Below are 25469 nucleotides of genomic sequence, written 5' to 3'. Positions count from 1 at the left end.
GGTCCGGGCGCGCCGTTGGCCCGAGCGGGCGCGGCGGTCAGAGGCCCAGGCGCTTGGCGACGATCTCGTTCATGATCTCGTTGGTGCCGCCGCCGATGCCGAGGATGCGCGCGTCGCGGTAGTGGCGCTCGACCTCGGCCTCCCGCATGTACCCCATGCCGCCGTGGAGCTGGACGGCCTCGTGGACGACGTGCTCGACGGCGTACACGGCCGTGTTCTTGGCGTGGGCGGTCTCGGTCAGCACGTCCTCGCCCGCGGCGTACCGCTCGGCGACGCTCCGGGTGTACGCGCGGGCCACGTCGACCTGCCGCGCCATCTCGGCGACCTTGTGCCGGACGAGCTGGCGGGACGAGAGCGGGCGGCCGAACGTCTCGCGGGCGCGGACCCACTCCAGGGTGAGGTCCAGGCACCGCTGCGCCGTCGCGTACGCCTGGACGGCCAGCGACAGGCGCTCGGCCACGAAGTTCCGCATGATCTGCAGGAAGCCGCTGTTCTCCGCGCCGACGAGGTTCGCCACAGGGACGCGCACGTCGGTGAACGAGAGCTCGGCGGTGTCGGAGCACTGCCAGCCCATCTTGCGCAGCGACCGCGACACCCCGAACCCGGGCGTGCCCTTCTCGATGACCAGCAGCGAGATCCCGCCGGCCCCGGGCCCGCCGGTGCGGACCGCCGTGGTCACGAAGTCGGCCCGCACTCCGGAGGTGATGAAGAGCTTGGCGCCGTTGACGACGTACGCGTCCCCGTCCCGGACGGCGGTGGTGCGGATGCCCGCCACGTCCGAGCCGGTGTCGGGCTCGGTGACGCCGAGGGCGCCGATCATCTCGCCCGCGAGCACCGGCCGGGCGAACCGGTCGATCAGCTCCTTGGCGCCGGTCTCCGTCCCGGCCGTGATGATGTGCGGCAGCGCGATGCCGTGGGTGAACAGCGACGCCACCACGCCGCCGGAGCCACCGGCCTGGATCATCTCTTCGGCCACGATGAGGGCGTCGAACACGTCGCCGCCCGAGCCGCCCGCCGCCTCGGGGAACCCGGCCCCGAGGAGCCCGGCCGCGGCGGCCTTGCGGTGCAGGTCACGGGGGAGTTCCCCGGCGTCCTCCCACGCCGGCAGGTGCGGCACGATCTCACGTGCGGTGAAGTCGCGGACCAGCGTGCGGAGCGCCGCGCGCTCGGGCGTGTTCCAAGGACTCAACGCCGTTCTCCCTCGATCGCGCCAGGATCAGAATCAGATTCGGAATCTAACAGCCGTGTCCGTTGGACCCGAACCGGAAGCGCTTCTGGCACTCTCCGTGTTCGTCTGATTACCTAGTGAAGTCGAACGGCTGTCACGCACATCGGGGAGACGGCGATGCACGCGAGACCTCGGCGAAAACCCAGACCCCGCTGGATGTGGGCGCCACTGGTGATGATCGCGATGTCCGCGCTCACCGCCGGCATGATCAGGCTCCAGGAGGGCGCCTGCGCCTCGACCACCTCGCCCCAGGTCTCGGCGGCCGCTCCGCTCGCGTCGTCGCCCTCGTCGCCGCTTTCGGCGGTCGCTTCGCGCCCGTCGCCGGTCTCGGGAGGGGCGGCCCCGCCGGCTCGCCGGGGTACCGCCGTCTACCATCGCCACTGGTCGGCGGTGCTGTGCTCGATGGGCCCGCTGCCCGCCGGAGGCCTCTACGTCTCGCTCTCGGCGGCCGACTACGGCCGGGCGTCGCTGTGCGGCTCGTACCTGGAGATCACCGGCCCGGAGGGCACCGTCCGCGCCCAGGTCGTCGACCGGTGCCCCACCTGCGTGCCCGGACGCCTCGACCTCAGCGAACGCGCGTTCGCCCGCATCGGCGACCGGTCCGAGGGCGTCATCCCGGTCCGCTACCGCCTGGTCCGCGACCCCAGGCCCGCGCCCCGCCTGGCCGTGCGCGTCAAGCCCGACTCCACGCGCGACTGGCTCGCCCTCCTCGTCCTCGGCCACGGCAATCCGATCCGCCGCGTCGAGCTGCGGGCGGCCGGCCGGCCGTGGCGGCCGCTGCGGCGCGGCCTGGACAACCACTGGGTGATCTCCAAGCCCGGCGAAAGCCCCTACCGGGTGCGCGTCACCGACCGCTTCGGCAACCGGGCGGTGCTGGCGCGGGTCGAGTTCGAGCCCGCCGCCGTCCAGTACAGCCGCATCCGCCTGTACGGGACGTTCCGGCGGCCGGCGGACTCGGCGCCGCCCGCCGCGCCCCTTCCGGCGCCCGGGCCGGCGACCCTGCCGACGCCCTTCAAGATCTCGCCGCTCTGCTCCTGACCCGCGCGTCAGCCGGTGCCGCACAACCGGGCGATCGAGTCGACCATGTGCTTCTCGATGAGGCGGAGCAGCCGCTCCTCATCGCCGTCGGCGATCGCGTCGACGAGACGGCGGTGCTCCTCGACCAGCTCCTCGGGCTCGGGGTACCTGGCCTGCAGCGCGTTCAGGCACATCCGGGTCTCGACCAGCAGCGTCCGCGCCATCCGCTCCAGCCGGGGACTGCCGGACGCACGCACGAGCACCTCGTGGAACGCCTGGTCGGCGTCGCTCATCTTGACCCGGTCACGTTCCCGCGCGGCCTCGACGAGCTGCTGCAGGGCCTCGTTCAGCTGCACGACGGCCTCGCCGCGGTTGCGTCCCATGAGCAGGACGCAGGCGGCGCGCTCGATGGCGAGCCGGGCCAGGTAGACGTCCTCGACGTCGTTCTCGTCCAGCGTGATCACGAACAGCCCGCGATGGGGCTCGCTGTGCAGCAGCCCCTCCTGGACCAGGCGCTGCATGGCCTCGCGCAGCGGCCCGCGGCTGATGCCCAGCCGCGCGGCGAGCTCGACCTCGCCGAGCTGGTCGCCGGGCGCCAGCGAGCCGTAGAGGATCGCGGCCCGCAGCTCGCCGTAGACGATCTCGACCGTGGACTTGCGGGGGACCGGCTCCAGCTCACCCGATCGGCCCATCGCGGGCGTCCTCCCTAGTGGCGAACCCAGTGGCGGACGTGGCGAACAGCGTGCCCAGGCCAGCGTGCGCCTGGCACCGCTCGCCGTGGGCACCGACGGCGGCGGCTCGGTCCGCATCCCGGCGGCCTTCACCGGCACGTTCACCCTCAAGCCCACGTACGGCCTGGTGCCGCATTATCCCGCGAGCCCGTTCGGCACCCTCGCCCACATCGGGCCGATCACCTGGACCGTGGCCGGCGCGGCCCTCATGCTCGACGTCATCACGGGCCACGACAGCCGCGACTGGTCAGCCCTCCCGCCCCCCACCACGCCCTTCACCGACTTCACCCCGAATGTCCTCGACGGCCTTCGTGTCGCCTACAGCCCCACCCTCGGCCACGCGGCGGTCCAGCCGGAGGTCGCGGCGCTGGTCGCCGCCGCCGTCGGCGTGTTCGCCGAGCTCGGCGCCAAGGTCGAGCAGGTCGATCCCGGCTTCGACGACCCGGTGCGCGACTTCGAGACGCTGTGGTTCGCGGGGGCCGCCAAGGTGGTCGAGCGGCTGCCCGCGTCCCGCCGCGACGAGCTGGACCCCGGGTTGCGCGAGGTCGCCGAGCAGGGCGCGCGGCTGTCGGCGCTCGACTACCTCGAGGCCACCGCGACGCGGGTGCGGCTGGGCCAGCTCATGGGCCGGTTCCACGAGGAGTACGACCTCCTGCTCACCCCGACCCTCCCGATCACCGCGTTCGAGGCCGGCCGCGAGGCGCCGCCGGGCGCCCGGGCCCGCTGGACCGGCTGGACCCCGTTCACCTACCCGTTCAACATGACCCGGCAGCCGGCGGCGAGCGTGCCCTGCGGATTCACCCCCGCGGGCCTCCCGGTGGGCCTGCAGGTGGCAGGCCCCCGCCACGCGGACGCCCTGGTGCTCAGCGCATGCGCCGCCTACGAACAGGCCCGCCCCTGGCACGCCCACCACCCCGCCGTCCAGCTCAGCTGAACGTGGTGTCAGGGTGATCGTGTGGTCAGTCGAACGTGATGACCGAGCGGCCTCGGGCGGTGCCGTCGACCATCGTGGCCAGGATGCGCGGGGCGTCGTCCAGGCCGACCCGGGTGACCTCCGGGACGATGCCGTGCGCGGTCGCGAAGGCGAGCGTGTCGCGCAGGTCCTTCGGGGCGCCTGAGGGGGAGCCCATGATGCGGCGGCGATGCAGGACGAGGCCGAGCGGGTGGAGCGTGACCGGCTCCGGGCCGTAGCCCAGGTAGAGCAGCGTTCCGTCCGGGCGGAGCCCCTCGAACGCGGCCAGGCCGGTGGCGGTGTCGGGCGCGGTGTTCATCGCCAGGTCGACGCCGCCGTCCCAGGCGAGCAGGGCCTTGGCGGGGTCCTCCTCCTCGGTGGCGACGAAGACCTCGGCGCCGAGGTCGCGCATCTCCTTCTCGGCGCGGCGCGACCGGGACACCACCGCGACCCGGGCCCCGATGGCGACGGCGAAGCGCACCGCCATCGTGCCCACGCCGCCGGTGCCGAGCACGGCGACCTTCGACCCGGCGACCGCGCCGCCCTGGCGCAGCCCGTTGAACGCGGTGATCCCGGCGCACATCAGCGGCGCCGCGGCGACCGGGTCGAGGCCCTCGGGCAGGGGGGTCACGAAGCCCGCGCGGGCGACGAAGTACTCGGCGTAGCCACCGTCGTGGTTGACGCCGGTGACGTGCTTCGGGCCGGTGCAGAGCATCTGGTCGCCACGCACGCAGTAGTCGCAGCGGCCGCAGGACGTGTAGGTGAACTGCGCCCCGACGGGGGTGCCGACGGCCGGCCAGTCGACACCCTGGCCCAGCGCGGCGACGACACCGCTGATCTCGTGGCCGGGGACGACCGGGAACCGGCCGAACGGGTAGTGGCCGTGAAATTGGTTGACCTCGGAGAAGCACATCCCGCAGGCGGTCATCTTCACCAGGATCTCGCCCGGGCCGGGCTCGGGCACGTCACGCTCGACCAGCTCGAGCGGCTTCTCAGGGGCGGTCAGGACGGCGCTGCGCATGGATCGCATCCTTCTGTGTAGCGTTGATATACGAGTTGATGTATCGATGGTATAGCAATGTAGCGGTGCTTGGCAAAATTTTGTAGCATCGATTTCATGAGTGCTGCCCAGGACGACACCAGGGACCGGATCCTGCGGGCCGCGTCCCGGCTCCTCGCCGAGGCGGACGGCGCGCCCGTGTCCACCCGCGCCATCTGCACCGCCGCCGGGGTGGGGGCGCCGACCCTCTATCACCACTTCGGCGACAAGGAGGGGCTCTTCGACGCCGTCGCGAGCCGTGGCTTCGAGGACTACCTGGCGAGCAAACGCGCGCAGCCGAGCACCGGCGATCCGGTGGACGACCTGCGGCGCGGCTGGGACCTGCACGTGGAGTTCGGTGTCACCCATCCGGCGATCTACGTCCTGATGTACGGCGGGCCCCGCACGCCGGCGGCCGCCAAGGAGGCCCACGCCCTCCTGCTCGGCCTGCTGGAGCGGGTGGCGCGCGCCGGCCGCCTCCGGATCCCGGTCGAGACGGCCGCGCGCATGGTCCACGCCGCCGGAACCGGCGTCACGCTGACGCTGATCGCCGAGCCCGACGCCGGCGACCTGTCCGCCCGCACCCGCGAGGCCGTGCTGGCCGCCATAACCTCCCCCGCCACCTCCCCCGCCACCTCCCCCGCTACCTCCGCCGCCTCCCGTGTGGCCGCCTCCCGCGCGGGCGCCACCATGTCCGCCACGTCGCGTCCATGCGCCCCCACGTCCGCCACGTCTGCCGCGTCGCGTGCTGACGGCGGCGCATCCGCGAGCAGGGCCGGTGGCGCCTCCGCCGACGCGTCCGGCAGCGGGTCCTACGGCGCCTCCGCCGACGCGTCCGGCGGCGGGTTCGATGGTGGCGAGGGGGAGGTCGGCGTGCGTGCCATCGCTCTGCGGGCCGCGCTCGACGCCGGCGGGGCCGCGCCGCTCAGCGCGGCCGAGGCGGCCCTGCTGCGCGACTGGCTGGATCGGCTCGCCGGGTAGCGGCCGGACCGTGGCGGCCCGGCTCTGGTCGCGGGGCCGCCGAGGCGCTAGTGTCCAAAACAAGCAAGCACATGCTCGGTTTTGGAGGTTCCATGCGCCGCGGCGTCCACCTGCTCGAAGAGGTCGAGTTCCACCCGATGAACTCCCGCCGGCCGCTGGAGTACCTGCGCTGGCTGACCGAGTACAAGCGGGAGGACGACCGGCTCGCCGAGGGCGCGCACGAGCTCACCGAGGGCATGTCGATCCGCTCCCGGGAGATCGACCTCGTCGGCGCGTTCTACGCCGTCGGCATCACCGGGCACCCGCAGTTCAAGGTGGTGACCCTCTGGGACTGCCACGGCGGCTGGGACGGCGGCTGGCGGCAGATGCTGGAGATCTACGACGACGTCAAGGAGAACCTCTTCCTCTCCGACATCGACGACCTGCGGTTCTCCGCGTTCTCCCGGCCGCTCGGGGCCGCGCCCGGCAGCCCCGCGCTGACCGACGTGCTGGCCGAGGGCTACGCCGCGCCGCTCTACCTCTTCGAGAGCGCCGAGGTCCGGCCGGGCGCCGCGCTCGACTACCTGGACGCCGTCCGCGAGGAACGCGCGCCGATGCTGGCCGACCACGGGCACCGGCTGATCGGCTCGTACGAGGTCCAGTTCTGCGACACCGAGGTCGTCACCCTGTGGGGCACCGACATCGACGCGCACCTGGGCCTGCAACGCGCGCGGGACGCCGCGCTCGGCATGGACGACGAGGTCGAGCCCGACCACCGGCTCGTCTCCTGGCGCAAACGGGCCCGCCAGTTCCTGTCCGGGCCGTGGCGGGAGAACCTGCTCAGCCCCTACCCGGGCAGCAAACTGGCTCCACGCGACTAGACGATCGGTGCCGGGCACGGCCGCCGGTGCGCTGACCGTCTCCCTTCGAGGCGGTCCGGATCGTCGCGAGCTCAGTCGTGGATGCACGGCGTGCGTCTGTCCCTGGTGATCCAGAGCAGGAAGGCGGCTGCGCCCAGCACGAAGGCCGGGGATCTCAGGCTCGAGCCGCCCAGCTGGGAAGAACGGATGTGCAGGGTCAGATCCTTGTTCGCCAGGTCGCGCAGCACGACGCGTGCCTGGTCGGCGCCCGAGGACGTGACGAGCAGGGTCTCGACCACGGCCTGGGCGGCCTGCGCCTCGGACAGGGACTCCCTGACCAGATCGCACAGGATCCCGGCCAGCTCGTCCCGGAAGATGTCCACGATGCCGAGCTCGGGGGCCAGGTAGCGCACCGAGCCCTCCATGTTCGCGAACGACTTCGACAGGATCGCGATCATCGGGCTGGTGGCGATGCCGCGCTTGGTGGAGCGCCTCAGGACGGTGGCGAGGGTGGCGCCGAAGTCCAGGTCCTCCAGTGAGGCGGTACGGACCCGGGGCACGATGTTCGCCAGGTCGCCGGCGAACGCCTTGGCCTGCGTCCAGGGGGTGGTGCGGCCCATCTCCGTCCAGCCCCGGGCGGCCGCGGGCGCGTCGTTGACGACGATGCCGAGCAGGGACTGCATCAGCGCCAGGCTCAGATGCCGGTCGACGGTGCCGACCATTCCCCAGTCGATGATCGACGCGGGTTCGCCCGGATGAACGAAGATGTTGCCCGGGTGGGGGTCGGCGTGGAAGAAACGGTCGACGAAGTAGCCGCGCAGCGACCACGCCAGCAGGTCCCGGCCGATGCCCAGCCGCTCCTCGGTGCTGAAGTCGCGCCATTTCGCGTCCCGGATGGACTGGCCGGGCGCCAGGCTCTGGATCAGAACGCGCGGCGTGGCATGGAGGACCTCGGGGACGTCCAGCGCGGGGTAGCGGTCGAGGGTGTCGCGTCCCTTCTCCATGTTGGCCGCCTCGACGCAGAAGTCGAGCTCCGGTTCCATGGCCTCGTAGACGATGCCGAGCATGGCGTCCAGGTCCATCACGGTCGCGAACCTCGGCGCGCACCGGCCGGCCAGCCGGACGGCGCGGCGCAGGATCCGCATGTCGGCGCGGACGATGTCGCGGACCCCCGGTCGCTGGACCTTGACCACGACGGGGCGTCCGTTGTGCAGCGTGGCGCGGTACACCTGGGCCAGCGAGGCCGCGCCGAGCGGGGCGCTGACGTCGACGTCGCGCAGGAGGCCGCGCCACGAGGCGCCCAGCTCGGCGCTCAGCACCGGTTCGAAGTGGGCGAACGGCGCGGGCGTGACCTGGTCGTGGAGTTTGCCGAGTTCCAGGCGGATCGGCTCGGGGACGAGGTCGGGCCGGGTGGACAGGATCTGGCCGACCTTGGTGTAGAAGGGGCCCAGCTCCTCGAACGCCGCACGGATCGCCCGCGGTCGCCAGTACCCGCCCAACGGCACGGATCCGTCCGGGTACCGGGCGCCCGCCCTTCGCTGCCGCACCTCCTGCCGGGCGAGGCCGGCCAGGACGCGGGCGACCAGACGTACCCGGCTATCGCTCACGGCGCTCGTCCTTCCCCGCCAGGTCGGCCCGGTCTGCCAGGTCGGTTCGGCCGGCTCGGTCGGTTCGGTCTGTCAGGAGGCGTTCGAGGTCGTGGACGGACGGCCGGAGCAGCGCGGACCCCAGGAGCGAGAGGAGGACGGCGATGGTGCATTCCTCTCCGGTGTCCCACCGCCACGCGCGGAACACGAGACCGTCGCGCACCTCCCCGGCCAGCGCGGCGGTGTCGATCCAGTCGCCGCGCCGCGTGTCGAAGAAACGGCCACCGCCGTCCCAGCGCAGGTTCCGCGGTGCTCTCTGCCGGTGATCTCTGTCGCGCATCGGCTCTTCCTGTTCTGCGGTCACACGCTCACGGAGGGTGGCCGTTCTTCGGTGGTCCTTGATGCGGGCCGGAGGGGATTTTCGGCCCAGGTGAAGAACCTGATCAGGCCTGCCACCGGGCTTTTCGGTTTCCCGCCGGTAAGGAACGGCGGGCCGAATAGAGTTTCTCCTAACTAAATCATCGGGAAGCTGTTTCCATTGCGTTAGTACGGATCCACTCGAACGCCGTGAGCAGGGACGACCGTAGATCGTCTCAATGGGGGTCGGTTCGGTGATCAATTTTCCTGCTTCCTCGAAGCCCGTCAGGGGTTGACTGCTTCTCGGAGTGTCGGCTACCACTGATGTTAGTGCAAGGTGTATGACACGGAGTTGAAAGGCAAGTCAAGTCACGCTTGTTCCCGCATTTAACATGCCTTGCAAATGGGCGGGCACGAGCGAGGAGGATTCCTGTGCCCAGAGACCGTGACGGCTACTACGCGCGCTCTTACGACTCTCGCCGGAGCTCCGGCTTCACGAGGTACCTGCAGGACCTGATGAACGGCACGAAGGACTACGTCGACGACGTCTTCGAGATCGGCAGTGACCTCCAGGACAGCATCCGTGACACGCTCCTGGGCGACGACCGCCCCCATGCGGGCCGGCGGTACGACCGTGGCCGGGACCGCGACCAGGACCGCGACCAGGGCCGTGACGGGGACCGTGACCTGCGGCGACGTGGCCGCGGGCGCTTCGCCGACATCGATGAGCGGCTGGACGAGCTGCAGAACGGGCTGGAGTTGCTCGCCCGGGAGGTCGGCCGGCTGTCGCCGCGGCCGTCCGAGGCCGCGCGCGCCCGGGCCGACGCCGGCAGCGAGACCGTCGACAGCAGGCAGTGAACCGGCGGAACTCCGGACCGCGCGCCCGGCGCCGGGCACGACGACGAATTCGGCACCGCGCGCCCCGGAGTTCCCACTCGAGGTACGACCCGGCCACCGGAGTGGACAGTGACAGCCGGCCGCGAGCCAGTCTCCCGGAAAGGTCTCGAATGTGACCGACAATCATCAGATCATGCCCTCCGACGCCCATGCGGTGCCGATGGGATCCGTGGATCGCTATCTGTCGGGCCTGGCCGACAAGTGCAAACAAACATCGAACATGCACATCGGCGGGATCGTCCGGGTGAAAGGCGTCGCGCCAACCCTGGAAGAATTGCGTGAGCTGGTCGCCGCCCAGATCGGCCAAACACCCGTTCTCGGCTACCGGCCCCACCGGGACCAGCGGCAATGGGAACCGGATCCTGATTTCCAGGTCGCCGATCACGTCACGGAGAGTCCGCTCCATCCCGGCGCCGACCTGCTGGCGCACGCGATGGAGGCGATCGGGCGGCCGCTGCCCGAAGACCGCCCGCCGTGGCGTCTGGTCCTGTTCCGGGGGGAGCACGACCCGGAGCACGATCGGGAGCGCTACGCGCTGTGCTACTACACCGACCACGCCTTCCAGGACGGCATAGCGATCAGCAGGACGGTCGAGGTGCTGTTCAACGGCGGGACCCTGCCCCGCCCGCGGCCGGACGAGTTCGCCGAGCCGGTCCGCCCATGGCGCTGGCCGGCCCCCTCCCGGCTGGCGGTGCCGGTGCGCCGGACGACGCCGTGGGCACCGTTCGGCGGCCCCTTCAGCGGCCGGCGCCGGGCGCTGAGCGTCGACTTCGACGCCGAAGCCGTCCGCGCGACGTCCGCCCGCTCCGGAGCCACCCGCAACCAGGTCTGCGTGGCCGCGCTGGCCTGGGCGCTGCGCGAGTGGGCGCCGGGCGAGTGGTCGGGGCCGAAGGCCCGCCGCGGGCTCAAGGTCGCGCTGCCGCTGAGCCTGCGCCCGCCGCGGGGCAGCGGCTGCCTGGGCAACCAGGTCACCGGGCTGCACATCACGCTGCCCTGCCATCTGCCCGCGCCCGCGGACCAGCTCCGGCACGTGATCGAACAGACCGGAGAGCAGGTCCTGCAGCGGCATCGGGCGCTGCACCGCGCGCTGTCGCCCCGGTTGCCGTACGGGCTGGCGCGGCCGTTCCTGGACCGGTTGTTCGACCCCGCCTACACCGCCATGTTCATCACGACGGTGCGGATGAACCGGCTCCAGGTGGGCGGGATGCCGATCGAGGAGGTCTGGGGCATCCCGCCGCTGCTGCCCGACCAGCCCCTGACGATCGCGCTGTTCCAGTACGACGGCACGGTGCGGCCGACGCTGCTGTGCGACGACGCGCTCCAGGGCTGCGACCGGCTCGCCGAACTCTGGCAAAAGGGCGTCTCGGTGCTGCACGAGGCGGTGTGCGCGCCGCGCTGAGCACCGCGTCCGGCGTCCCGGGGGCTGGTCCCGGGGCGCCGCCGACCTCCCCAGGAAAGGAAAGTGCGGAGCATGAGCAGCGGACACGGAGGTACCAGGGGCCCTGCCGCACCGATCGGCGTGCTGGGCACCGGCGGTTATGTTCCGGACCGGGTGCGGACCAACGAGGAGGTCGCGGCCGCGGCCGGGGTGAGCCCGGAATGGATCCTCGAGCGCACAGGGGTACGGCAGCGGCACGTGGCCGGCGCCGCGCAGGCGGCCTCGGACCTGGCGGCCGAGGCGGTGCGGGCGGCCCTGGCGCAGGCGGGGCTGGTCGCGGGCGACCTGGACCTGCTGGTGCTGGCGACCTCGACCCCCGACGAGCTGGGGCCCTCGACCGCGTGCCGGGTGCAGGCGCGGATCGGGGCGGGCAACGCGGTGGCGCTCGACGTGGCGGCCGCCTGCTCGGGCTGGGTCTTCGGGACGCGCGTCGCGCGGGACTGGCTGGTGGCGGAGGGGACCGGCGGCCGCGCCGCCGTCGTCGGCGTGGAGGTGTACTCGCGGTTCCTCGACGGGCGGGACCGCGGGACCGCGGTGCTGTTCGCCGACGGCGCGGCCGCGGCGGTGCTGGGGCCGGTCGCCGCCGGCCACGGGTTCGCGCGGATCACGCTGGGCTCGGACGGGACGCGCGCCGACGACGTTCTGATCCGGGCGGGCGGCAGCCGCCTTCCCGCGTCCCGCGAGACGCTGCGGGAGGGCCTGCACCACATCTTCATGGACGGCCGCGCGGTCCGGGACTTCATCCTGGAGATCTTCCCCGCGGCCGCGGCCGACGCGCTGCGGCGGTCCGGCATGACCCCCGGCGACATCGCCCTGGTGGTCGCCCACCAGCCGAACCCGCTCCTGCTGCGGCGCGCGTGCGCCGAGGCGGGCTTCGCCCCCGACCGGCTGATGGTGACGGGGGACCGGGTGGGGAACATCGGCGCCGCGTCGCTGCCCTACGCCTTGGACCAGGCGCACCGGCAAGGCCGGCTGCGTTCCGGCGACCGGGTTCTGCTCGTCGGCTTCGGCGCCGGGCTCACCTGGGGCAGCACCGTTCTGACATGGGGCACCGGAGTGCGGACGGTACGGGATGAACAGCATGAACAGCATGCCGGCGCCGTCGGCGTCTGAGACCGTCTTCGTGGTCCCCGGCCAGGGCGGGAACCCGCGCGGTGCGCTGCTGGAGGTCTACCGGGCCTGCGCCGCCGCCGAGGCCGAGGCCGAGCAGGTCCTCGAGCCGATCCAGCGGGCGCTGGAGGGAACGGGCGCGGGTCCGCCGCTCCGTACCCTCCTGCTCAGCGAGTCCAGGTCCGTCCCGGCCAGGCCCGGCGTCCCGCAGCTCGCCGGGTACACCGTCTCGGTCGTGCTCGGACGGCTGCTCACCCGCGCGCTGGGGCCCCCGGCGGCGATCGTGGGGCTGAGCTTCGGTGAGATCGCGGCGCTGGTGTGCGCCAGGGCCTTCGACGTCGCCGACGGCACCCGCGCGGTCTGCGCGCTCAACGCCGCCTTCGCCGAGGTGGCCGGGCAGGGCGCGATGGTGCTGCTGCCCCGGGTGGGGGAGGCCGAGTGCCGGCGGCTGCTGGCCGCGACCGGCCGCCGTGACCTGGTGCTGGCCTGCGTCAACGCGCCCGACCAGACCGTGGTCAGCGGTCCGCTGGACGCCATCGAGGCGCTGCTGGCCCGGCCCTCGCCGCCGATGGTCCGGCTGGCGGTGCCCTACGCCTCGCATCACCCGGCCCTGACGGCGGTCGCCGACCGCTTCCGGAAGGGAATGAGCGGGCTGCCGCAGCGGCGGCTGCGGATCCCCGTGCACTCGCCGGTGCGCGGCCGGGCCTATCACGACGGCGACGACTTGCGCCAAGCGCTCGCCGACTGCGTCACCAACCCCCTCGATCTGCCGGGGACGCTGAGGCGTCTGGGCCCTGGGCACCGGTACGTCGAGCTCGGCGTCGGCGACGCCCTGACCCGCTGCGTCCGGAAGACCCTGCCGGGCGCCCGGGCCCTCGCACCGCTGGGCGGTGACCTCGCCTGGCTGCGGGCGGCACTGTCGTGTGCGATCCCGTGAACCACGAGGGAGACGCGCCGGCGGACGGCGCGACGGAGGAATCATGAACCTGATCGACCTCGGCCAGGGCCACGCCTCGGCCACACCGCAGGGCTTCCCGCACAAGGCGATCCCGGCCGGCTTCTTCGACTACCCCGACGGGCTGGCGCCGCCGGAGCGCCAGGCCCTCACCTACCAGCGCCTCCGGCACGCCGTGCTGGCCGCCCCCCGCGCCGACGAGCTGCTGACCCATCCGGCGCTGCTGTGCGCGCTGCTGGAACGGGCCGCGGTCGCCGATCCGGCGCTGTTCCACCTCATGCTGCTGCACTACACCCTGGTGATGGCGCCGATCGTGCGGTTCGGGGACGAGCACACCGCCGAGACGCGGCGCCGGCTGGAGGCGATGGAGACCTTCGGCATGGTGGCCATGACCGAGGCGGGGCGCAGCAACAGCCACATGGCGCCGGGCACCGTCGCCCGCTTCGTCCCCGAGCGCCGGTCCTTCGTCCTGACGACGCCGGACGCCGCCGCGACCAAGTTCCCCACCTCGGCGGGGCACCCTCGCCTGCCCAAGACCGCGGTCGTGTACGCCAGGCTTCTCGTCGCCGGAAAGGACCACGGCGTCTTCATCTTCCTGGTGCCCCTGCGCGGCCCGGACGGAACACCGGCAGAGGGGGCCCAGGTGTTCCCCGCCCCCGACAACCACCAGCTGCCGCTGGACTGGGCGGCGGTCCGTTTCACCGAGCTGGAGGTCCCTTTCGGGGCATGGCTGGCCGCCGGCGCCAAGATCGCCGCCGACGGCACCTTCCACGACCCGATGGCCCGGGACCGTTCCGCCCTGGCGATGTCGACGACGCCGCACGTGTGGCGCTCCATCATCGCGGCCGCCGCGGCCCTCTGCCGGGCGTCCGCCGCCCTGCTGGTCCACCACTCCACCGGCCGGCCGACGCTGGGCGGCCTGGCGCCGGGGCGTCCCCTGCTCGACTACCGCAACCAGCAGGAGGCCGTCCTGACCGCGCTGGCCCGCGGCCACGCGCTGACGGCCGTCGCCGACCACGCGAGGGCCGCCGCCCCGGCGCAGTCGTCGGGCATGGCGACCTGGACGCCCTGGGCCGGCATCGATCTCACCCTGCCGCTCCTCAAGAGCGTCACCACCGCGCTCGCCGAGCAGACCGCGGCGCTGTGCCGGACGCACTGCGGAGCACCCGGCTTCGCGGCCTCCGACCGGCTCAACGGCTACCGCGGCCTCCTGCACGGCTACCTCAGCGCGGGAGGGGACAACCAGCTGATCCTCTTCGACGTCGCCCGCGCCATGCTGGAGAAGGACCGCTACGACGCGCCCGGCGACTCCGCCGTCGAGTTGTCCCTGTCGCTGCCGGGCTGCCTGACGGCCGCCCAGGCACTGGAGGCGCGGCTGGTGCGCGAACTGGCCGACCACGTCACCGATCCGGGCTCCCTCACCTCGTGGAACCCGCACCTCTCCCAGGCCGGCCGGACCGCCCGCGCGTTCGCCGACCGCAGGATCCTCGAAATCCTGCACAACGCGCCCGCACCGCTGCGGCCGTTGTTCGACTGGTACGCCCTCGACTGGGCCGAACGCAACACCGACCTCCTGATCGACGAGGCGGTGGCCCGGCCAGGCCTCAGCGAGCAGATCAGGGAACAGCGCGACGAACTGTGCGCGGCGCTGCTGCCGCGTGTCGACGATCTCATCGAGGCGTTCGAGCTTCCCGAACTCCGTACCCCCGCCTTCTGGAGCGCACCGTGGACCTGACCGGCAGAACCGCACTGATCACCGGAGCGTCCCGCGGCATCGGCCGCGCGATCGCCCTTCGCTTCGCCGAGGCCGGCGCGAACGTGGCCCTGCTGGCCCGCAGCGTCGACGCCCTGGCGGAGACCGCGCGCATGGCCGAGCGCCACGGCGTCAGCACCTTGGCGGTGCCCTGCGACATCAAGGAGCCCGCGCAGATCGACGCCGCGTTCGCCCAGGCCCTGGAGACCTTCACCGACCTGGACATCCTGGTGAACAACGCCGGGTCGGCGGGCTGCGTGGGCCCGTTCCTGGAACTGAGCGACAAGGACTGGCAGCACGTCATCGACCTCGATCTGCGCGCGCTCATCCACTTCGTCCGGCTGTTCGGCCGGCACGCGATCCCGCGCGGCAGCGGCTGCGTCCTCAACATCTCCACGGTGGCCGCCGACCGGGGCGTCCCGATGCTCTCCCACTACGCGGCGCTCAAGGCGGCCATGAACTCGCTCACCCGCTCACTGGCCGCCGAGTGGGCGGCCAGCGGGATCCGGGTGAACGCGATCGCCCCGGGATGGGTCGCGACCAACCTCACCGACACCTTCCACAGCGACCCGGCCGTCTCGGCGAGCCTGATGACGGCCGTGCCGACCGGCCGCTGGGCGATGCCCGACGACATCGTCGAGGGAGCGCTGTACCTGGTCAGCGACGCCGCGTCGATGGTCACCGGCTCCATCCTGACGGTCGACGGCGGCATGACGGCGTGCAACGGCGGGCCCGCTCTGATCGAGATGCTCGCCCTCGGCCGCATCGAGATCCCCTGATGCCCGCCGGGCGCGCCGCCGGCCGCCGATCATCTAGTCGGCGAGCTCGTCCCGCCTCTTCAGCTCCTTGCGCAGCCGCCGTTCCTCCCGGCGGGCCTTGCGCTTGACGTCGACGCCTCCCCAGAACGCCAGCCCGGTGACGACGACGCGCGGCGCGCCCGGGACGCCCGGGCCGCTCGCCCCGTGGTCGAACCCGCCCATGATCCCGATGCCCGTGACGTGCACGGTGAGGTCGTCGGGCGCGATGACCTCGATGCCGCCCATGACGGCGAACGCCCGGATGCGGACCTCCTGGCCGGGAACGAACCTGGCCTCGCGCAGGTCGATCTTGCCGCCGCCCCAGAACGCCACCCCGGTGAACTTCGCCGGGACGTTCCACACGCCCTGCCGCTTGAACTCGCTGCAGAACGCGAAGCCCCGCCGCCACGAGGGGGCGTCGGTGATGGGCGCGCCGAAGACCGGCGGGCCGGCCGGATGCGGCGCGGCGCCCGAGACCGGGAGGTCCCTCGTGATCGGCTCAAGCTCGGCGTAGGTCTTGGCGGCGTAGACCGCGGTGAGCCGCTCGTCCAGCTCGTCCAGGTCGAGCCGTCCCTCGCCCGCCGCCTCGCGCAGGACCTGCGCGACCTGGTCGCGGTCGGCGTCCGACGCCCGCATCGCCGGCGGCCGCGAGGATCGTTCGGGGAGATTCGTCATGTACTGAGCCTAATCGTCCGGAGGTCCGATCCACACGGCCTTCCGTCCGCGTGGCGGCGCCGGTCAGGCGCGTTCGAGGCGGATGACGACGGACTTGGACGTCGGGGTGTTGCTGATCTCGGCGGTGCTGTCCAGGGGGACGAGGACGTTGGTCTCGGGGAAGTACGCGGCGGCGCATCCGCGTGCCGTCGGGTAGGCCACGACGCGGAACCCGGGGGCGCGGCGTTCCACCCCGTCCGACCACTCCGACACCAGGTCGACCATGGCGCCGTCCGCGAATCCGAGCGCGGCCAGGTCGTTCTCGTGCACGAAGACCACGCGCCGGCCCGCCTTGACGCCGCGGTAACGGTCGTCCAGCCTGTAGATCGTGGTGTTGTACTGGTCGTGGCTCCGCACGGTCTGCAGCAGCAGCCGTCCTTCCGGCACGCGCAGCACGTCCAGGGGGTTGACCGTCAGGTTGGCCTTGCCGGTGTCGGTGGCGAAGCGCCGGTCGTCGCGGGGGCCGTGCGGCAGGACGAAGCCGCCGGGCTCCCGGATCCGGCCGTTGAAGTCGTCGAAACCCGGCACGACCCGGGACACGTGGTCGCGGATCACGTCGTAGTCGCGTTCCATCGCGTCCCAGTCGATGCCCGGGACGGCGGGCAGCGTCGCGCGGGCCAGCCCGCACACGATGGCCACCTCCGACCTGAGCTGCGGCGACGCGGGGGCGAGGCGGCCACGCGAGGCGTGGACCATGCCCATCGAGTCCTCGACCGAGACGAACTGCTCGCCCCCCGCCTGCGCGTCGCGTTCCGTGCGGCCGAGCGTCGGCAGGATCAGCGCCTGCTCGCCGGTCACGGCGTGCGACCGGTTGAGCTTGGTCGAGACCTGCGCGGTCAGGCGGCACGAGCGCATCGCCGCCTCGGTGACCGCCGAGTCGGGGGTGGCGCGCACGAAGTTGCCGCCCATCCCGAGGAACACCTTCGCCCGGCCGTCGCGCATCGCGCGGATCGCGTCGACCGTGTCGAAGCCGTGCTCGCGCGGCGGCTCGAAGCCGAACTCCTTGGCCAGCGCGTCGAGGAACGCGGCGGGCGGCCGCTCGAAGATCCCCATCGTCCGGTCGCCCTGCACGTTGGAGTGCCCGCGCACCGGGCACACGCCCGCGCCCGGCCGCCCGATGTTGCCGCGCAGCAGCAGGAAGTTGACCACTTCGCGGATGGTCGGCACCGAGTTGCGGTGCTGCGTCAGGCCCATCGCCCAGCAGACCACGATCCGGTCGGCGGCCAGCACGTCGCCTAGCGTGGCTTCGATCTCGTGTTTGGCCAGGCCGGTGGCCTCCAGTACGTCGTCCCAGTCCAGCGTCCGGACGTGGCGTTCGAACGCCTCGAACCCCGCGGTGTGGGCGGCCAGGAACTCGCGGTCGACGGCGCCGGGCGCGTCCGACTCCAGGAGCAGCCGGTTGAGGGCCTGGAAGAGCGCGAGATCACCGTTCAGCCTGATCTGCAGGAACCGGTCGGCGAGCGCGGTGCCGCGGCCGGTGATCCCGGACGGGCGCTGCGGGTTCTTGAACCTCATCAACCCGGCCTCGGGCAGCGGGTTCACCGCGATGATCTTGGCCCCGGAGCGCTTCGCCTCCTCCAGCGCCGACAACATCCGCGGGTGGTTGGTGCCCGGGTTCTGCCCGACGACGAAGATCAGATCGGCCTGGTGGATGTCTTCCAGGAGCACCGAGCCCTTGCCGATGCCGATGGTCTCCTTGAGCGCCGAGCCGGACGACTCGTGACACATGTTGCTGCAATCAGGGAGATTGTTCGTCCCGAAGGCGCGGGCGAAGAGCTGGTAGGCGAACGCGGCCTCGTTGCTCGTCCGGCCCGAGGTGTAGAACAGCGCCTCGTCGGGGGAGCCGAGGGCGTTCAGCTCGGTGGCGAGCAGGCCGAACGCCTCGTCCCACGACACCGGCTCGTAGTGCTCGGCGCCCGCCCGCTTGATCATCGGCTCGGTGAGCCGGCCCTGCTGCCCCAGCCAGTGGTCGGATCGTTCGCCGAGTTCGGCGACGGTATGGCGGGCGAAGAATTCGCGGGTGACGCGCCGCGTCGTGGCCTCTTCCGCGACGGCCTTGGCGCCGTTCTCGCAGAACTCCGCGACGTGCCGCTTGTCGCCCTCCGGCCACGCGCAGCCGGGGCAGTCGAAGCCCTGCTTCTGGTTGACCCGCAGCAACGTCAGGGCCGTGCGCCTGGCGCCCATCTGGTCGAACGACTGGCGAAGCGCGTGCGTCACGCCGGGGATCCCGGCGGCGGTGTCCTTGGGCGCCGAGATCCGCAGACCGTCGTCGCCGGTGTCGTCCACGGGTGCTTTGCGGCTCATCGCGACCGATCCTGGCTCATTCCGACTGATCCTGGCTCATTGCTGTGGTTCCTGGTCCATGGGGTTCCACTGTCGCATGTCCGGTCCGGTGCTCGGCCCGGTGCTCGACCGCGGAACGATCGTGATTAGGTAGTGCCATGGCGGGTGACAGGGCGAAATCGGCTATGGCGAAGGCGGATCGGGGCACGGAGGTCACCACCCCTCCCGAGCTGCTCGCCGCCCCCGGATACGTGGCCCGCCGTCTCTACCAGTCGTACGTGGCGCTGTGGACGCGGCTGGTGGACCCCGTCCTCACCGGCCCGCAGTTCGCGGTGCTGACCGCCGTGAACAAGTACCCCGGCGTCGACCAGGGCTCGCTGGCGGCCTCGGTCGCGCTCGACCGCTCCACGATGGCCGACATCGTGCGGCGGCTGGAGGACAACGGCCTGATCGTCCGGCACACGGCGACGCACGACGGCCGCCGCAAGCTGCTCTACCTGACCGACGAGGGCGAGCGGCGGCTGGACGAGGTCAACCGGCGCGCGCGGCAGCTCGACGAGGACCTGATGCGCGGTCATTCGGCCGTCGACCGGGAGCGCTGGCTGCGCGAGATGTCCTCGCTCGCCGCGCACTGGGAGGGCCTGCTCGCCGAGTAGCCCTGCTCGCCGAGTGACCCTGCTCGCCGGGCGGCCCTGGCCGCCGAGCCGAGCCAGCCGTGCCGCTCGTTGAGCAACCCGCACGTTCGCACTTCGCTTCTCCTCCGTTAAGTCCGTCCGGGGGTCTTGCTTTTCCGAGATCGTCCGTGTTCGGATTAGTTTAGTCCGAACACGGAGGATCTCGAATCCTTCGTGGATCGGTCGTGCGTGCCGCGTTTCCGATCGTTTGGAGGAGCATTGACGGCGAGCCAGTCGTACAGCGTCACGATCGTCGGAGGCGGCCTCGGCGGGCTGACCGCCGCGCTCGCCCTCCGGCAGCGGGGACTGCGCGTCACCGTCCTGGAGCAGGCCGCGGAGCTCGGCGAGGTCGGCGCGGGCATCCAGACGGCTCCGAACGCCAGCCGGATCCTGCTGGGGCTCGGACTCCGCTCGCAGCTGGAGGCCATCCACACCGAGCCGCTCGACCAGGTGCGGCGGCGGTGGGCGGACGGCAGCGTCATCGCCCAGACCCCGCTCGGTGACTTCTGCAAGCGCACGTACAACGCCCCCTACTGGCACTACCACCGCGCCGACCTGCACAAGGTGCTGCTGGACGCCTGCCTGTCACCGGACGTCCCGGGGCCGGCCGTCGAGGTGCACACCGGCCAGAAGGTGGTCTCGATCGACCAGGGCGACCCCGCCCGGCCGGTCGCGGTGACGGCGGCGGGAGCGCGGTACGAGTCGGATGTCCTGGTCGGGGCCGACGGCATCCGTTCCGGCGTCCGTGACGCCCTCGGCATGCCCGACACCCTGCTCTTCTCCGGCGAGATGGCCTACCGCGTGCTCATCCCCGGCGACAAGATCGCCGCCGATCCGGCGACCCGCTGGCTGGCGGACCGGTTCCAGAGCACGATCTGGTACGGGCCGGAGCGGCATCTGGTGCACTACATGATCCGCGGCGGCCAGTACCTCAACGTCGTCGCGATCGTCCCCTGCTCGCCCGAAGTGGAGGAGCGGTGGACCGTGTCGGCCACCGTGGACGAGCTCGTCGACGCGTTCCCGGGCTGGGACGACCGGGTGGCCTCGATGCTCGCCAAGGCCGAGGGCGAGATCTCCGCGTGGGCCATGTACCACCGCCGCCGCGACCCGGTGTGGGTGGACGGGCACGTGGCCCTGCTCGGCGACGCCTGCCACGCGATGCTGCCCTACCAGGCACAGGGCGCGTCGCAGGCGATGGAGGACGCGGCCGTGCTCGCCGAGGAGCTCGGCTCCGTCCCGGTGACGGGGGTGGCGGAGGCGCTCGCGCGCTATGTGGCGCGGCGCGCCAAACATGCCGGGATGGTCCAGGACGCGGCCTGGCGCAACATGAGTTTTTACCACCTGCCGGACGGTCCTGAGCAGCGCGAACGCGACGCCAAGCTCAAGAATTTCGGTGGGGAGTCAGACGTCTCCTACGAGTGGCTCTGGAGCGGCACGCCGCTCACCGATCCCGACCAGGAGTCCTTCGCCTACCAGTTCCACGGCTGAACGGGAGCGCGCATGAAGACGGGAAACCAGATCGTCCAGGATCTGCCCTGGAAGTGGGGCGTCCAAGGAAAGATCTTCATCATCGGCGGCCTCGGCTACATGTTCGACGCCTGGGACGTGGCGCTCAACGGGTTCCTCACGCCGCTGCTGGCCAAGCACTTCGAGCTGTCGGTCGGCGAGAAGGGCCTCATCGCCACCGCCAACCTCATCGGCATGGCGGTCGGCGCGGTCGCCTGGGGCACGATCGCCGACCGGATGGGCCGCAAGAAGGCCTTCAGCCTGACCCTGCTGATCTTCGCGCTGTTCTCGATCCTCGGCGCGCTGTCGCCGAGCTACGAGGTGTTCCTGCTGTTCCGGTTCCTCGCGGGAGTCGGTCTCGGCGGCTGCATCCCGGTCGACTACGCGCTGGTCGGGGAGTTCTCGCCGAGCCGGCTGCGCGGCAAGATCCTCGCCGCGATGGACATCTGGTGGCCCGTCGGCGCCACCCTCTGCGGCGTGGCCGCCACCCTGCTGGAGCCAGTCCAGGGCAACTGGCGCTGGATGCTCGCGGTGATGATCATGCCCGCGCTGCTGCTGTTCTGGGTCCGGCGCGGCATCCCCGAGTCGCCGCTCTACCTCGCCAAGGCGGGCCGCGAGGCCGAGGCGCGCGAGATCATCGACGATCTGGTGCTGCGGACCGGCGCCCCCGCCGAGCCGTACGTCATCGCCGCGCCACCGGAGGAGACGGGCGGGAAGCGGGGCCTGCGCGCCGCGTCCGACCAGCTCCGCCTGGTGTGGAGCTTCAGCCCGCGCATAACGTCGGTGGCATGGTCACTGTTCGTCACGGTCATGACCGTCTACTACGTCGCGCTGAGCTGGATGCCCACGATCCTCAAGGACGAGGGCCACACCGACGCCGCCGCGTTCGCCAAGACCACCCTGATGACGGGGGTCGGCATCGTGGGCGTCGTCGTCTCGGCCTCGCTGGTGGAGGTCGTCGGGCGCAAGTGGGTCATCGGCGCCTCGGCCCCGGTGTCGGCGGCGGCCCTGGTCGCCTTCGCGGCCTCGCTCGACCTGAAGACCGCGGCGCTGGTGTGGCTGGGGATCTTCGGCTTCCTGATCCAGGTCGCCATCCCGGTGCTGTACGCGTACGTGTCGGAGCTCTACCCGACCCACATCCGGGCCAGCGGGTTCGGGTGGGCCTCGTCGGCGAGCCGGGTGGTGTCGGGCTTCATCCCGTTCATCTTCGGCACCCTGCTGTGGCCCACGCTGGGCCTCACCTGGACGTTCGCCGTCCTGGGCGGCGTGACGGCCGCGGTGGTGCTGTGGATGGCGGCCGGAGCGCCGGAGACCAGGGGCCGGGAACTGGACCACGTCACCGAGCCGGAGCGCGGGCCGGGGTCCGAGCGCGAGCCGGGATCCGACCCGACCGTCCCGGTGCGGGCGTGACGCAGGACATGTGTGATGCGGACAGGGTGACGCAGCCATGAAGCCCGCGCCCTTCACCTACCATCGCGCCCGCGACGTCGCCGGGGCGGTCGATCTGGTGACCGGGCTGGGGCCGGACGCGAAGTACATCGCCGGAGGCCAGAGCCTGGTCGCGATGATGAACTTCCGGCTGGCCCGGCCCTCGCACCTGGTCGACCTCGGCGCCCTGCGCACTGAGCTCGCGTACGTACGGCGGGACGGTGACTCCGTCCGGATCGGCGCTCTCACCACGCACCACGAGGTCGAGACGGCGGGCCTCGGGTTCCTCAGCGGGGCGATGGAGTGGGTCGGCCACCTGCCCATCCGCACGCGGGGCACGGCCGGCGGCAGCATCGCCCACGGCGACGCCACCGCCGAGTGGTGCCTGCTCGCGCTGCTGCTGGACGCCGAGATCGTCGCGCGGGGACCGGAGGGGCGCCGCACGATCCCGGCCGCCGAGCTCTTCCTCGGCTTCTTCTCCACCACGCTGGAGCCGGCGGAGATCATCGTCGAGATCGTCTTTCCGCGTTCCGGTCGCCGGGCCGCGCTCACCGAGTTCGCCGAACGGCGCGGTGACTTCGCGACCGTGGCGGCGGCCGTCGACCTGGAGACCTCGGCCGTCGTGCTGGGCGGCGTGGCTCCCGCGCCTGTCCGCGTCCCGGCGGCGGAGGCGGTGCTGGCCTCGGGCGGATCGTTCGCCGACTGCGCCGAGGCCGCCGCGGACGCGATCGATCCGCCCGGCGACGCCAACGGGAGCGCCGAATACCGCAGGGTCCTCACCCGGACCCTGGTGGCCCGAGCCTGCGAGGAGGCGGACGCGCGATGACCGAAGCACGAGGAACCTGGGTCGGCTCGTCGGTGGGCCGCCGCGAGGACCCGCGGCTGCTGACCGGCCGGGGCCGGTTCGTGGACGACATCCACGTGCCGCGGATGCTGCACGCGCAGTTCGTGCGCAGCACCGTCGCGGCGGGGACGGTCGTCTTGATCGACCTGTCCGCGACGCTGGCCGTACCGGGCGTCGTCGCCGCTTACACGGCCGCAGACCTGGAGATCGGCGACGTCACCGCGATGCTCGACCGGCCGCCGTCGGAGTTCGTGCCGACCGCCATGCCCGTCCTGGCCCGGGACCGGGTGCGGTACGTGGGCGAGCCGCTCGCGATCGTGCTCGCCGAAGATCCGTACGCGGTCGAGGACGGTCTCGAAGCGGCCCGCGTGACCTACGACGCCGGCGCTCCCGTGCTGTCGGACGAGGCCGCGCTGGCACCGGGCGCGCCGCTCGTCCATGACGCGGCGACGGCGAACGTGCTGGTGGACGTGTCGATGTTCGCGACGGAGGGGATCGGCCGGATCCTCGACGAGGCACCGTGCGTGGTGCGCGTCCGCGCCAAGACCGGCCGCCAGAACGCGCTGCCGCTGGAGACCAGGGGCGCCGTCGCGAGCTGGGACGCGCGTGACGAGCAACTGCTCGTCCAGACCTGCACCCAGGTGCCGCACCAGGTCCGGACGGTGATGGCGGACTGCCTCGGCCTCGCCGAACGATCGGTGCGCGTCCTCGTGCCCGACATGGGAGGCGGCTTCGGCCAGAAGTGCGTGGTCGGCAGGGAGGAGATCGCGGTCGGCGCCGCCTGCCTGAAGGCCGGGCGGCCGGTGAAGTGGATCGAGGACCGCCGGGACGCCCTGACCGCCTCGTTCCTGGCGCGCGAGCAGCGATACGACGTGCGCGCCGCGTTCGACGGCGACGGGCGCATGCTGGCGCTGGACGCCGACATCGTGTGCGACATGGGCGCGTACTCCTGCTATCCGTTCACCGCGGGAATCGAGCCGCTGATGGCGTCGGCCGAGCTGCCGGGCGTCTACAAGGTGCCCGCATACCGCGTCCGTGGCCGGGCCGTCACGACCAACAAGGTGCCGACCGCGCCGTACCGGGGGGTGAGCCGCCCGCAGATCGTCATGGTGATGGAGCGGCTCTTCGAACGGGCCGCCCGCGAGCTGGCCATCGACCCGGTGGAGATCCGCCGCCGCAACCTGATCACCGAGTTCCCGTACACCGGGGTCAACGACATCACCTACGACCCGGGCTCGTACCTGGAGTCGCTCGACCTCTGCGAGCAGGTGCTCAAGGACGAGGGCTGGTACGACCGCCGCAACGAGGGCCGTTTCATCGGGATCGGCTATTCCTGCTTCAGCGAACGGACCGGCTATGGATCGGCGGCGTTCGCCAAGCGCAAGATGGCGGTGGTGCCAGGCTTCGACATGGCCGAGATACGGATGGACCTCACCGGCGCGGTCACCGTCACCACCGGCACGATGAGCCATGGGCAGAGCCACGAGACGACGCTCGCCCAACTCGTCGCCGACAGGCTCGGCCTCGACATCGCGCAGATAAAGATCCATCAGGGTGACACCGACCGCGTCACATACGGCTTCGGCACGTTCGCCAGCAGATCCGCCACCATCGGCGGCAGCGCCGTAGCCCGCGCCGCGACGGCCCTGGGAGAACGACTCCTGACGCTAGGCGCGCACCTTCTGGAAACAACGCGCGACAACGTCACGTTGGACACCGCCCACGTCCGGCGCCGCGACGACAACCGCGCCCTCACGTTCAAAGAGCTGGCCGAGGTCGCCTACCTGAAGGCGCACCTCCTGCCGAAGGACGCGGAACCCGGGCTCACCGCAAGCGCGACGTTCGACGTCCACGGCGACGGCACGTTCAGCAACGCCGCCCACGGGGTGGTCGTCGAACTGCATCCGGGCACCGGCCAAGTCCAGATCCTGCGTTACGTCTGCGTCGAGGACTGCGGCGTCGCGATCAACCCGCAGGTGGTCGAAGGCCAGGCACGCGGCGGCATCGCCCAGGGCATCGCGGGCGCCCTCTTCGAAGAGGTCACCTACGACGAGCAGGGCGAGCCGTCCTGCGCCAGCTTCATCGACTACAAGGTGCCGACGGCCAGCGAAATCCCCGACATCTCGATCCACCACCTGGAGACGCCATGCGAGTTCACCGAGAGCGGCGCGAAGGGAGCGGGCGAGGGCGGCACGATCGGCGCGCCCGCCGCCGTCCTCAACGCGGTGAACGACGCGCTGCGCCACACCGGCGTGGAACTCGACGACACCCCCATCCGCCCGGAGACCGTCCAGCGGGCGCTGGCCACGATCGGAGTGTTCGCATGAGACGTGCATGTTC

Annotated in this window: 22 protein-coding genes; 15 read left to right on the top strand and 7 right to left on the bottom strand. The window is 72.0% G+C overall.

Features of this window, described 5'->3' with window-relative positions:
• Window positions 1–37: 37 nt before the first annotated feature.
• Window positions 38–1189: an acyl-CoA dehydrogenase family protein gene (locus ACGFNU_RS39655; RefSeq protein ID WP_392601757.1), complete on the bottom strand. Its 1152-nt coding sequence runs from the start codon at window positions 1187–1189 to the stop codon at window positions 38–40.
• Between the two features lie 195 nt (window positions 1190–1384).
• On the opposite strand from ACGFNU_RS39655, the gene ACGFNU_RS39650 reads away from it, so the two are divergent.
• The gene (locus ACGFNU_RS39650) at window positions 1385–2266 is read left to right on the top strand and encodes an expansin EXLX1 family cellulose-binding protein (protein WP_392601756.1); all 882 of its coding nucleotides are present in this window, start codon (window positions 1385–1387) and stop codon (window positions 2264–2266) included.
• An 8-nt stretch (window positions 2267–2274) separates the two neighbouring features.
• Here the strand turns inward: ACGFNU_RS39650 and ACGFNU_RS39645 are convergent, their stop codons facing one another.
• A complete protein-coding gene (locus ACGFNU_RS39645; protein ID WP_392601755.1) occupies window positions 2275–2937 on the bottom strand; it encodes a GntR family transcriptional regulator in 663 nt (220 codons plus the stop codon).
• Between the two features lie 64 nt (window positions 2938–3001).
• Here ACGFNU_RS39645 and ACGFNU_RS39640 point away from each other — a divergent pair, with 64 nt between their 5' ends.
• Entirely contained in the window at window positions 3002–3910 is a 909-nt protein-coding gene (locus ACGFNU_RS39640) for an amidase family protein (RefSeq protein ID WP_392601754.1), read from the top strand.
• Between the two features lie 25 nt (window positions 3911–3935).
• Here the strand turns inward: ACGFNU_RS39640 and ACGFNU_RS39635 are convergent, their stop codons facing one another.
• Window positions 3936–4949: an alcohol dehydrogenase catalytic domain-containing protein gene (locus ACGFNU_RS39635; RefSeq protein ID WP_392601753.1), complete on the bottom strand. Its 1014-nt coding sequence runs from the start codon at window positions 4947–4949 to the stop codon at window positions 3936–3938.
• Between the two features lie 96 nt (window positions 4950–5045).
• Between ACGFNU_RS39635 and ACGFNU_RS39630 the strand changes: the two genes are divergently transcribed.
• Window positions 5046–5948 carry a TetR/AcrR family transcriptional regulator gene (locus ACGFNU_RS39630; protein ID WP_392601752.1) on the top strand — a complete coding sequence of 301 codons (903 nt, stop codon included), beginning with the start codon at window positions 5046–5048 and terminating at the stop codon, window positions 5946–5948.
• Between the two features lie 92 nt (window positions 5949–6040).
• A complete protein-coding gene (locus ACGFNU_RS39625; RefSeq protein ID WP_392601751.1) occupies window positions 6041–6808 on the top strand; it encodes a hypothetical protein in 768 nt (255 codons plus the stop codon).
• A 71-nt stretch (window positions 6809–6879) separates the two neighbouring features.
• Here the strand turns inward: ACGFNU_RS39625 and ACGFNU_RS39620 are convergent, their stop codons facing one another.
• Both ACGFNU_RS39620 and ACGFNU_RS39615 read right to left on the bottom strand, forming a co-directional pair.
• Complete coding sequence (locus ACGFNU_RS39620) at window positions 6880–8394, bottom strand: ABC1 kinase family protein (protein ID WP_392601750.1); 1515 nt, start codon at window positions 8392–8394, stop codon at window positions 6880–6882.
• Window positions 8384–8713 (bottom strand): hypothetical protein, encoded by a 330-nt coding sequence (locus ACGFNU_RS39615; RefSeq protein ID WP_392601749.1) that lies wholly within the window; start codon window positions 8711–8713, stop codon window positions 8384–8386. The genes ACGFNU_RS39620 and ACGFNU_RS39615 overlap by 11 nt, the downstream gene beginning before the upstream one ends.
• A gap of 449 nt (window positions 8714–9162) precedes the next feature.
• Between ACGFNU_RS39615 and ACGFNU_RS39610 the strand changes: the two genes are divergently transcribed.
• The 6 genes from ACGFNU_RS39610 (at window position 9163) to ACGFNU_RS39585 (ending at window position 15662) form a co-directional block, all read left to right on the top strand.
• Window positions 9163–9588: a hypothetical protein gene (locus ACGFNU_RS39610; protein ID WP_392601748.1), complete on the top strand. Its 426-nt coding sequence runs from the start codon at window positions 9163–9165 to the stop codon at window positions 9586–9588.
• Between the two features lie 151 nt (window positions 9589–9739).
• Window positions 9740–11026 carry a wax ester/triacylglycerol synthase domain-containing protein gene (locus ACGFNU_RS39605; protein WP_392601747.1) on the top strand — a complete coding sequence of 429 codons (1287 nt, stop codon included), beginning with the start codon at window positions 9740–9742 and terminating at the stop codon, window positions 11024–11026.
• A 72-nt stretch (window positions 11027–11098) separates the two neighbouring features.
• A complete protein-coding gene (locus ACGFNU_RS39600; RefSeq protein ID WP_392601746.1) occupies window positions 11099–12178 on the top strand; it encodes a 3-oxoacyl-ACP synthase III family protein in 1080 nt (359 codons plus the stop codon).
• A complete protein-coding gene (locus tag ACGFNU_RS39595; RefSeq protein WP_392601745.1) occupies window positions 12156–13112 on the top strand; it encodes an ACP S-malonyltransferase in 957 nt (318 codons plus the stop codon). Before ACGFNU_RS39600 ends, ACGFNU_RS39595 begins: the two co-directional genes overlap by 23 nt.
• Window positions 13113–13155: 43 nt before the next feature.
• Window positions 13156–14865 (top strand): hypothetical protein, encoded by a 1710-nt coding sequence (locus tag ACGFNU_RS39590; protein ID WP_392601744.1) that lies wholly within the window; start codon window positions 13156–13158, stop codon window positions 14863–14865.
• Window positions 14856–15662 carry an SDR family NAD(P)-dependent oxidoreductase gene (locus tag ACGFNU_RS39585; protein ID WP_392601743.1) on the top strand — a complete coding sequence of 269 codons (807 nt, stop codon included), beginning with the start codon at window positions 14856–14858 and terminating at the stop codon, window positions 15660–15662. Before ACGFNU_RS39590 ends, ACGFNU_RS39585 begins: the two co-directional genes overlap by 10 nt.
• A 33-nt stretch (window positions 15663–15695) precedes the next feature.
• Here the strand turns inward: ACGFNU_RS39585 and ACGFNU_RS39580 are convergent, their stop codons facing one another.
• Both ACGFNU_RS39580 and ACGFNU_RS39575 read right to left on the bottom strand, forming a co-directional pair.
• Window positions 15696–16355 (bottom strand): DUF1707 domain-containing protein, encoded by a 660-nt coding sequence (locus tag ACGFNU_RS39580; protein WP_392601742.1) that lies wholly within the window; start codon window positions 16353–16355, stop codon window positions 15696–15698.
• Window positions 16356–16418: 63 nt separating this feature from the next.
• On the bottom strand, window positions 16419–18698 hold the full coding sequence (locus ACGFNU_RS39575; RefSeq protein ID WP_392601741.1) for an FdhF/YdeP family oxidoreductase: 2280 nt from the start codon (window positions 18696–18698) through the stop codon (window positions 16419–16421).
• Window positions 18699–18862: 164 nt separating this feature from the next.
• Between ACGFNU_RS39575 and ACGFNU_RS39570 the strand changes: the two genes are divergently transcribed.
• The 5 genes from ACGFNU_RS39570 (at window position 18863) to ACGFNU_RS39550 (ending at window position 25456) form a co-directional block, all read left to right on the top strand.
• On the top strand, window positions 18863–19333 hold the full coding sequence (locus ACGFNU_RS39570) for a MarR family winged helix-turn-helix transcriptional regulator (protein ID WP_392601740.1): 471 nt from the start codon (window positions 18863–18865) through the stop codon (window positions 19331–19333).
• A 237-nt stretch (window positions 19334–19570) separates the two neighbouring features.
• Window positions 19571–20839: an FAD-dependent monooxygenase gene (locus ACGFNU_RS39565; RefSeq protein WP_392601739.1), complete on the top strand. Its 1269-nt coding sequence runs from the start codon at window positions 19571–19573 to the stop codon at window positions 20837–20839.
• A 12-nt stretch (window positions 20840–20851) separates the two neighbouring features.
• The gene (locus ACGFNU_RS39560; RefSeq protein WP_392601738.1) at window positions 20852–22267 is read left to right on the top strand and encodes an MFS transporter; all 1416 of its coding nucleotides are present in this window, start codon (window positions 20852–20854) and stop codon (window positions 22265–22267) included.
• A gap of 37 nt (window positions 22268–22304) precedes the next feature.
• Window positions 22305–23111, top strand: coding sequence for an FAD binding domain-containing protein (locus tag ACGFNU_RS39555; RefSeq protein ID WP_392601737.1), 807 nt, complete (start codon window positions 22305–22307; stop codon window positions 23109–23111).
• Window positions 23108–25456 carry a xanthine dehydrogenase family protein molybdopterin-binding subunit gene (locus ACGFNU_RS39550; RefSeq protein WP_392601736.1) on the top strand — a complete coding sequence of 783 codons (2349 nt, stop codon included), beginning with the start codon at window positions 23108–23110 and terminating at the stop codon, window positions 25454–25456. The genes ACGFNU_RS39555 and ACGFNU_RS39550 overlap by 4 nt, the downstream gene beginning before the upstream one ends.
• The last annotated feature ends 13 nt before the right edge of the window (window positions 25457–25469 follow it).

Origin of the sequence: Spirillospora sp. NPDC048911, assembly GCF_043198015.1 — a bacterium.
Lineage (GTDB): Bacteria > Actinomycetota > Actinomycetes > Streptosporangiales > Streptosporangiaceae > Spirillospora.
Note: the sequence above shows the minus strand (reverse complement) of the source record. Positions and strands in the feature narration are given on the sequence as shown.

Excerpts from the sequence above, each read along its gene's own strand:
- ACGFNU_RS39650 (WP_392601756.1), top strand. The coding sequence starts at position 1,385 with ATGTGGGCGCCACTGGTGATGATCGCGATGTCCGCGCTCACCGCCGGC.
- ACGFNU_RS39645 (WP_392601755.1), bottom strand. The coding sequence starts at position 2,937 with ATGGGCCGATCGGGTGAGCTGGAGCCGGTCCCCCGCAAGTCCACGGTC.
- ACGFNU_RS39635 (WP_392601753.1), bottom strand. The coding sequence starts at position 4,949 with ATGCGCAGCGCCGTCCTGACCGCCCCTGAGAAGCCGCTCGAGCTGGTC.
- ACGFNU_RS39630 (WP_392601752.1), top strand. The coding sequence starts at position 5,046 with ATGAGTGCTGCCCAGGACGACACCAGGGACCGGATCCTGCGGGCCGCG.
- ACGFNU_RS39625 (WP_392601751.1), top strand. The coding sequence starts at position 6,041 with ATGCGCCGCGGCGTCCACCTGCTCGAAGAGGTCGAGTTCCACCCGATG.
- ACGFNU_RS39615 (WP_392601749.1), bottom strand. The coding sequence starts at position 8,713 with ATGCGCGACAGAGATCACCGGCAGAGAGCACCGCGGAACCTGCGCTGG.
- ACGFNU_RS39600 (WP_392601746.1), top strand. The coding sequence starts at position 11,099 with ATGAGCAGCGGACACGGAGGTACCAGGGGCCCTGCCGCACCGATCGGC.
- ACGFNU_RS39595 (WP_392601745.1), top strand. The coding sequence starts at position 12,156 with ATGCCGGCGCCGTCGGCGTCTGAGACCGTCTTCGTGGTCCCCGGCCAG.
- ACGFNU_RS39590 (WP_392601744.1), top strand. The coding sequence starts at position 13,156 with ATGAACCTGATCGACCTCGGCCAGGGCCACGCCTCGGCCACACCGCAG.
- ACGFNU_RS39580 (WP_392601742.1), bottom strand. The coding sequence starts at position 16,355 with ATGACGAATCTCCCCGAACGATCCTCGCGGCCGCCGGCGATGCGGGCG.
- ACGFNU_RS39575 (WP_392601741.1), bottom strand. The coding sequence starts at position 18,698 with ATGAGCCGCAAAGCACCCGTGGACGACACCGGCGACGACGGTCTGCGG.
- ACGFNU_RS39570 (WP_392601740.1), top strand. The coding sequence starts at position 18,863 with ATGGCGAAGGCGGATCGGGGCACGGAGGTCACCACCCCTCCCGAGCTG.
- ACGFNU_RS39560 (WP_392601738.1), top strand. The coding sequence starts at position 20,852 with ATGAAGACGGGAAACCAGATCGTCCAGGATCTGCCCTGGAAGTGGGGC.
- ACGFNU_RS39555 (WP_392601737.1), top strand. The coding sequence starts at position 22,305 with ATGAAGCCCGCGCCCTTCACCTACCATCGCGCCCGCGACGTCGCCGGG.
- ACGFNU_RS39550 (WP_392601736.1), top strand. The coding sequence starts at position 23,108 with ATGACCGAAGCACGAGGAACCTGGGTCGGCTCGTCGGTGGGCCGCCGC.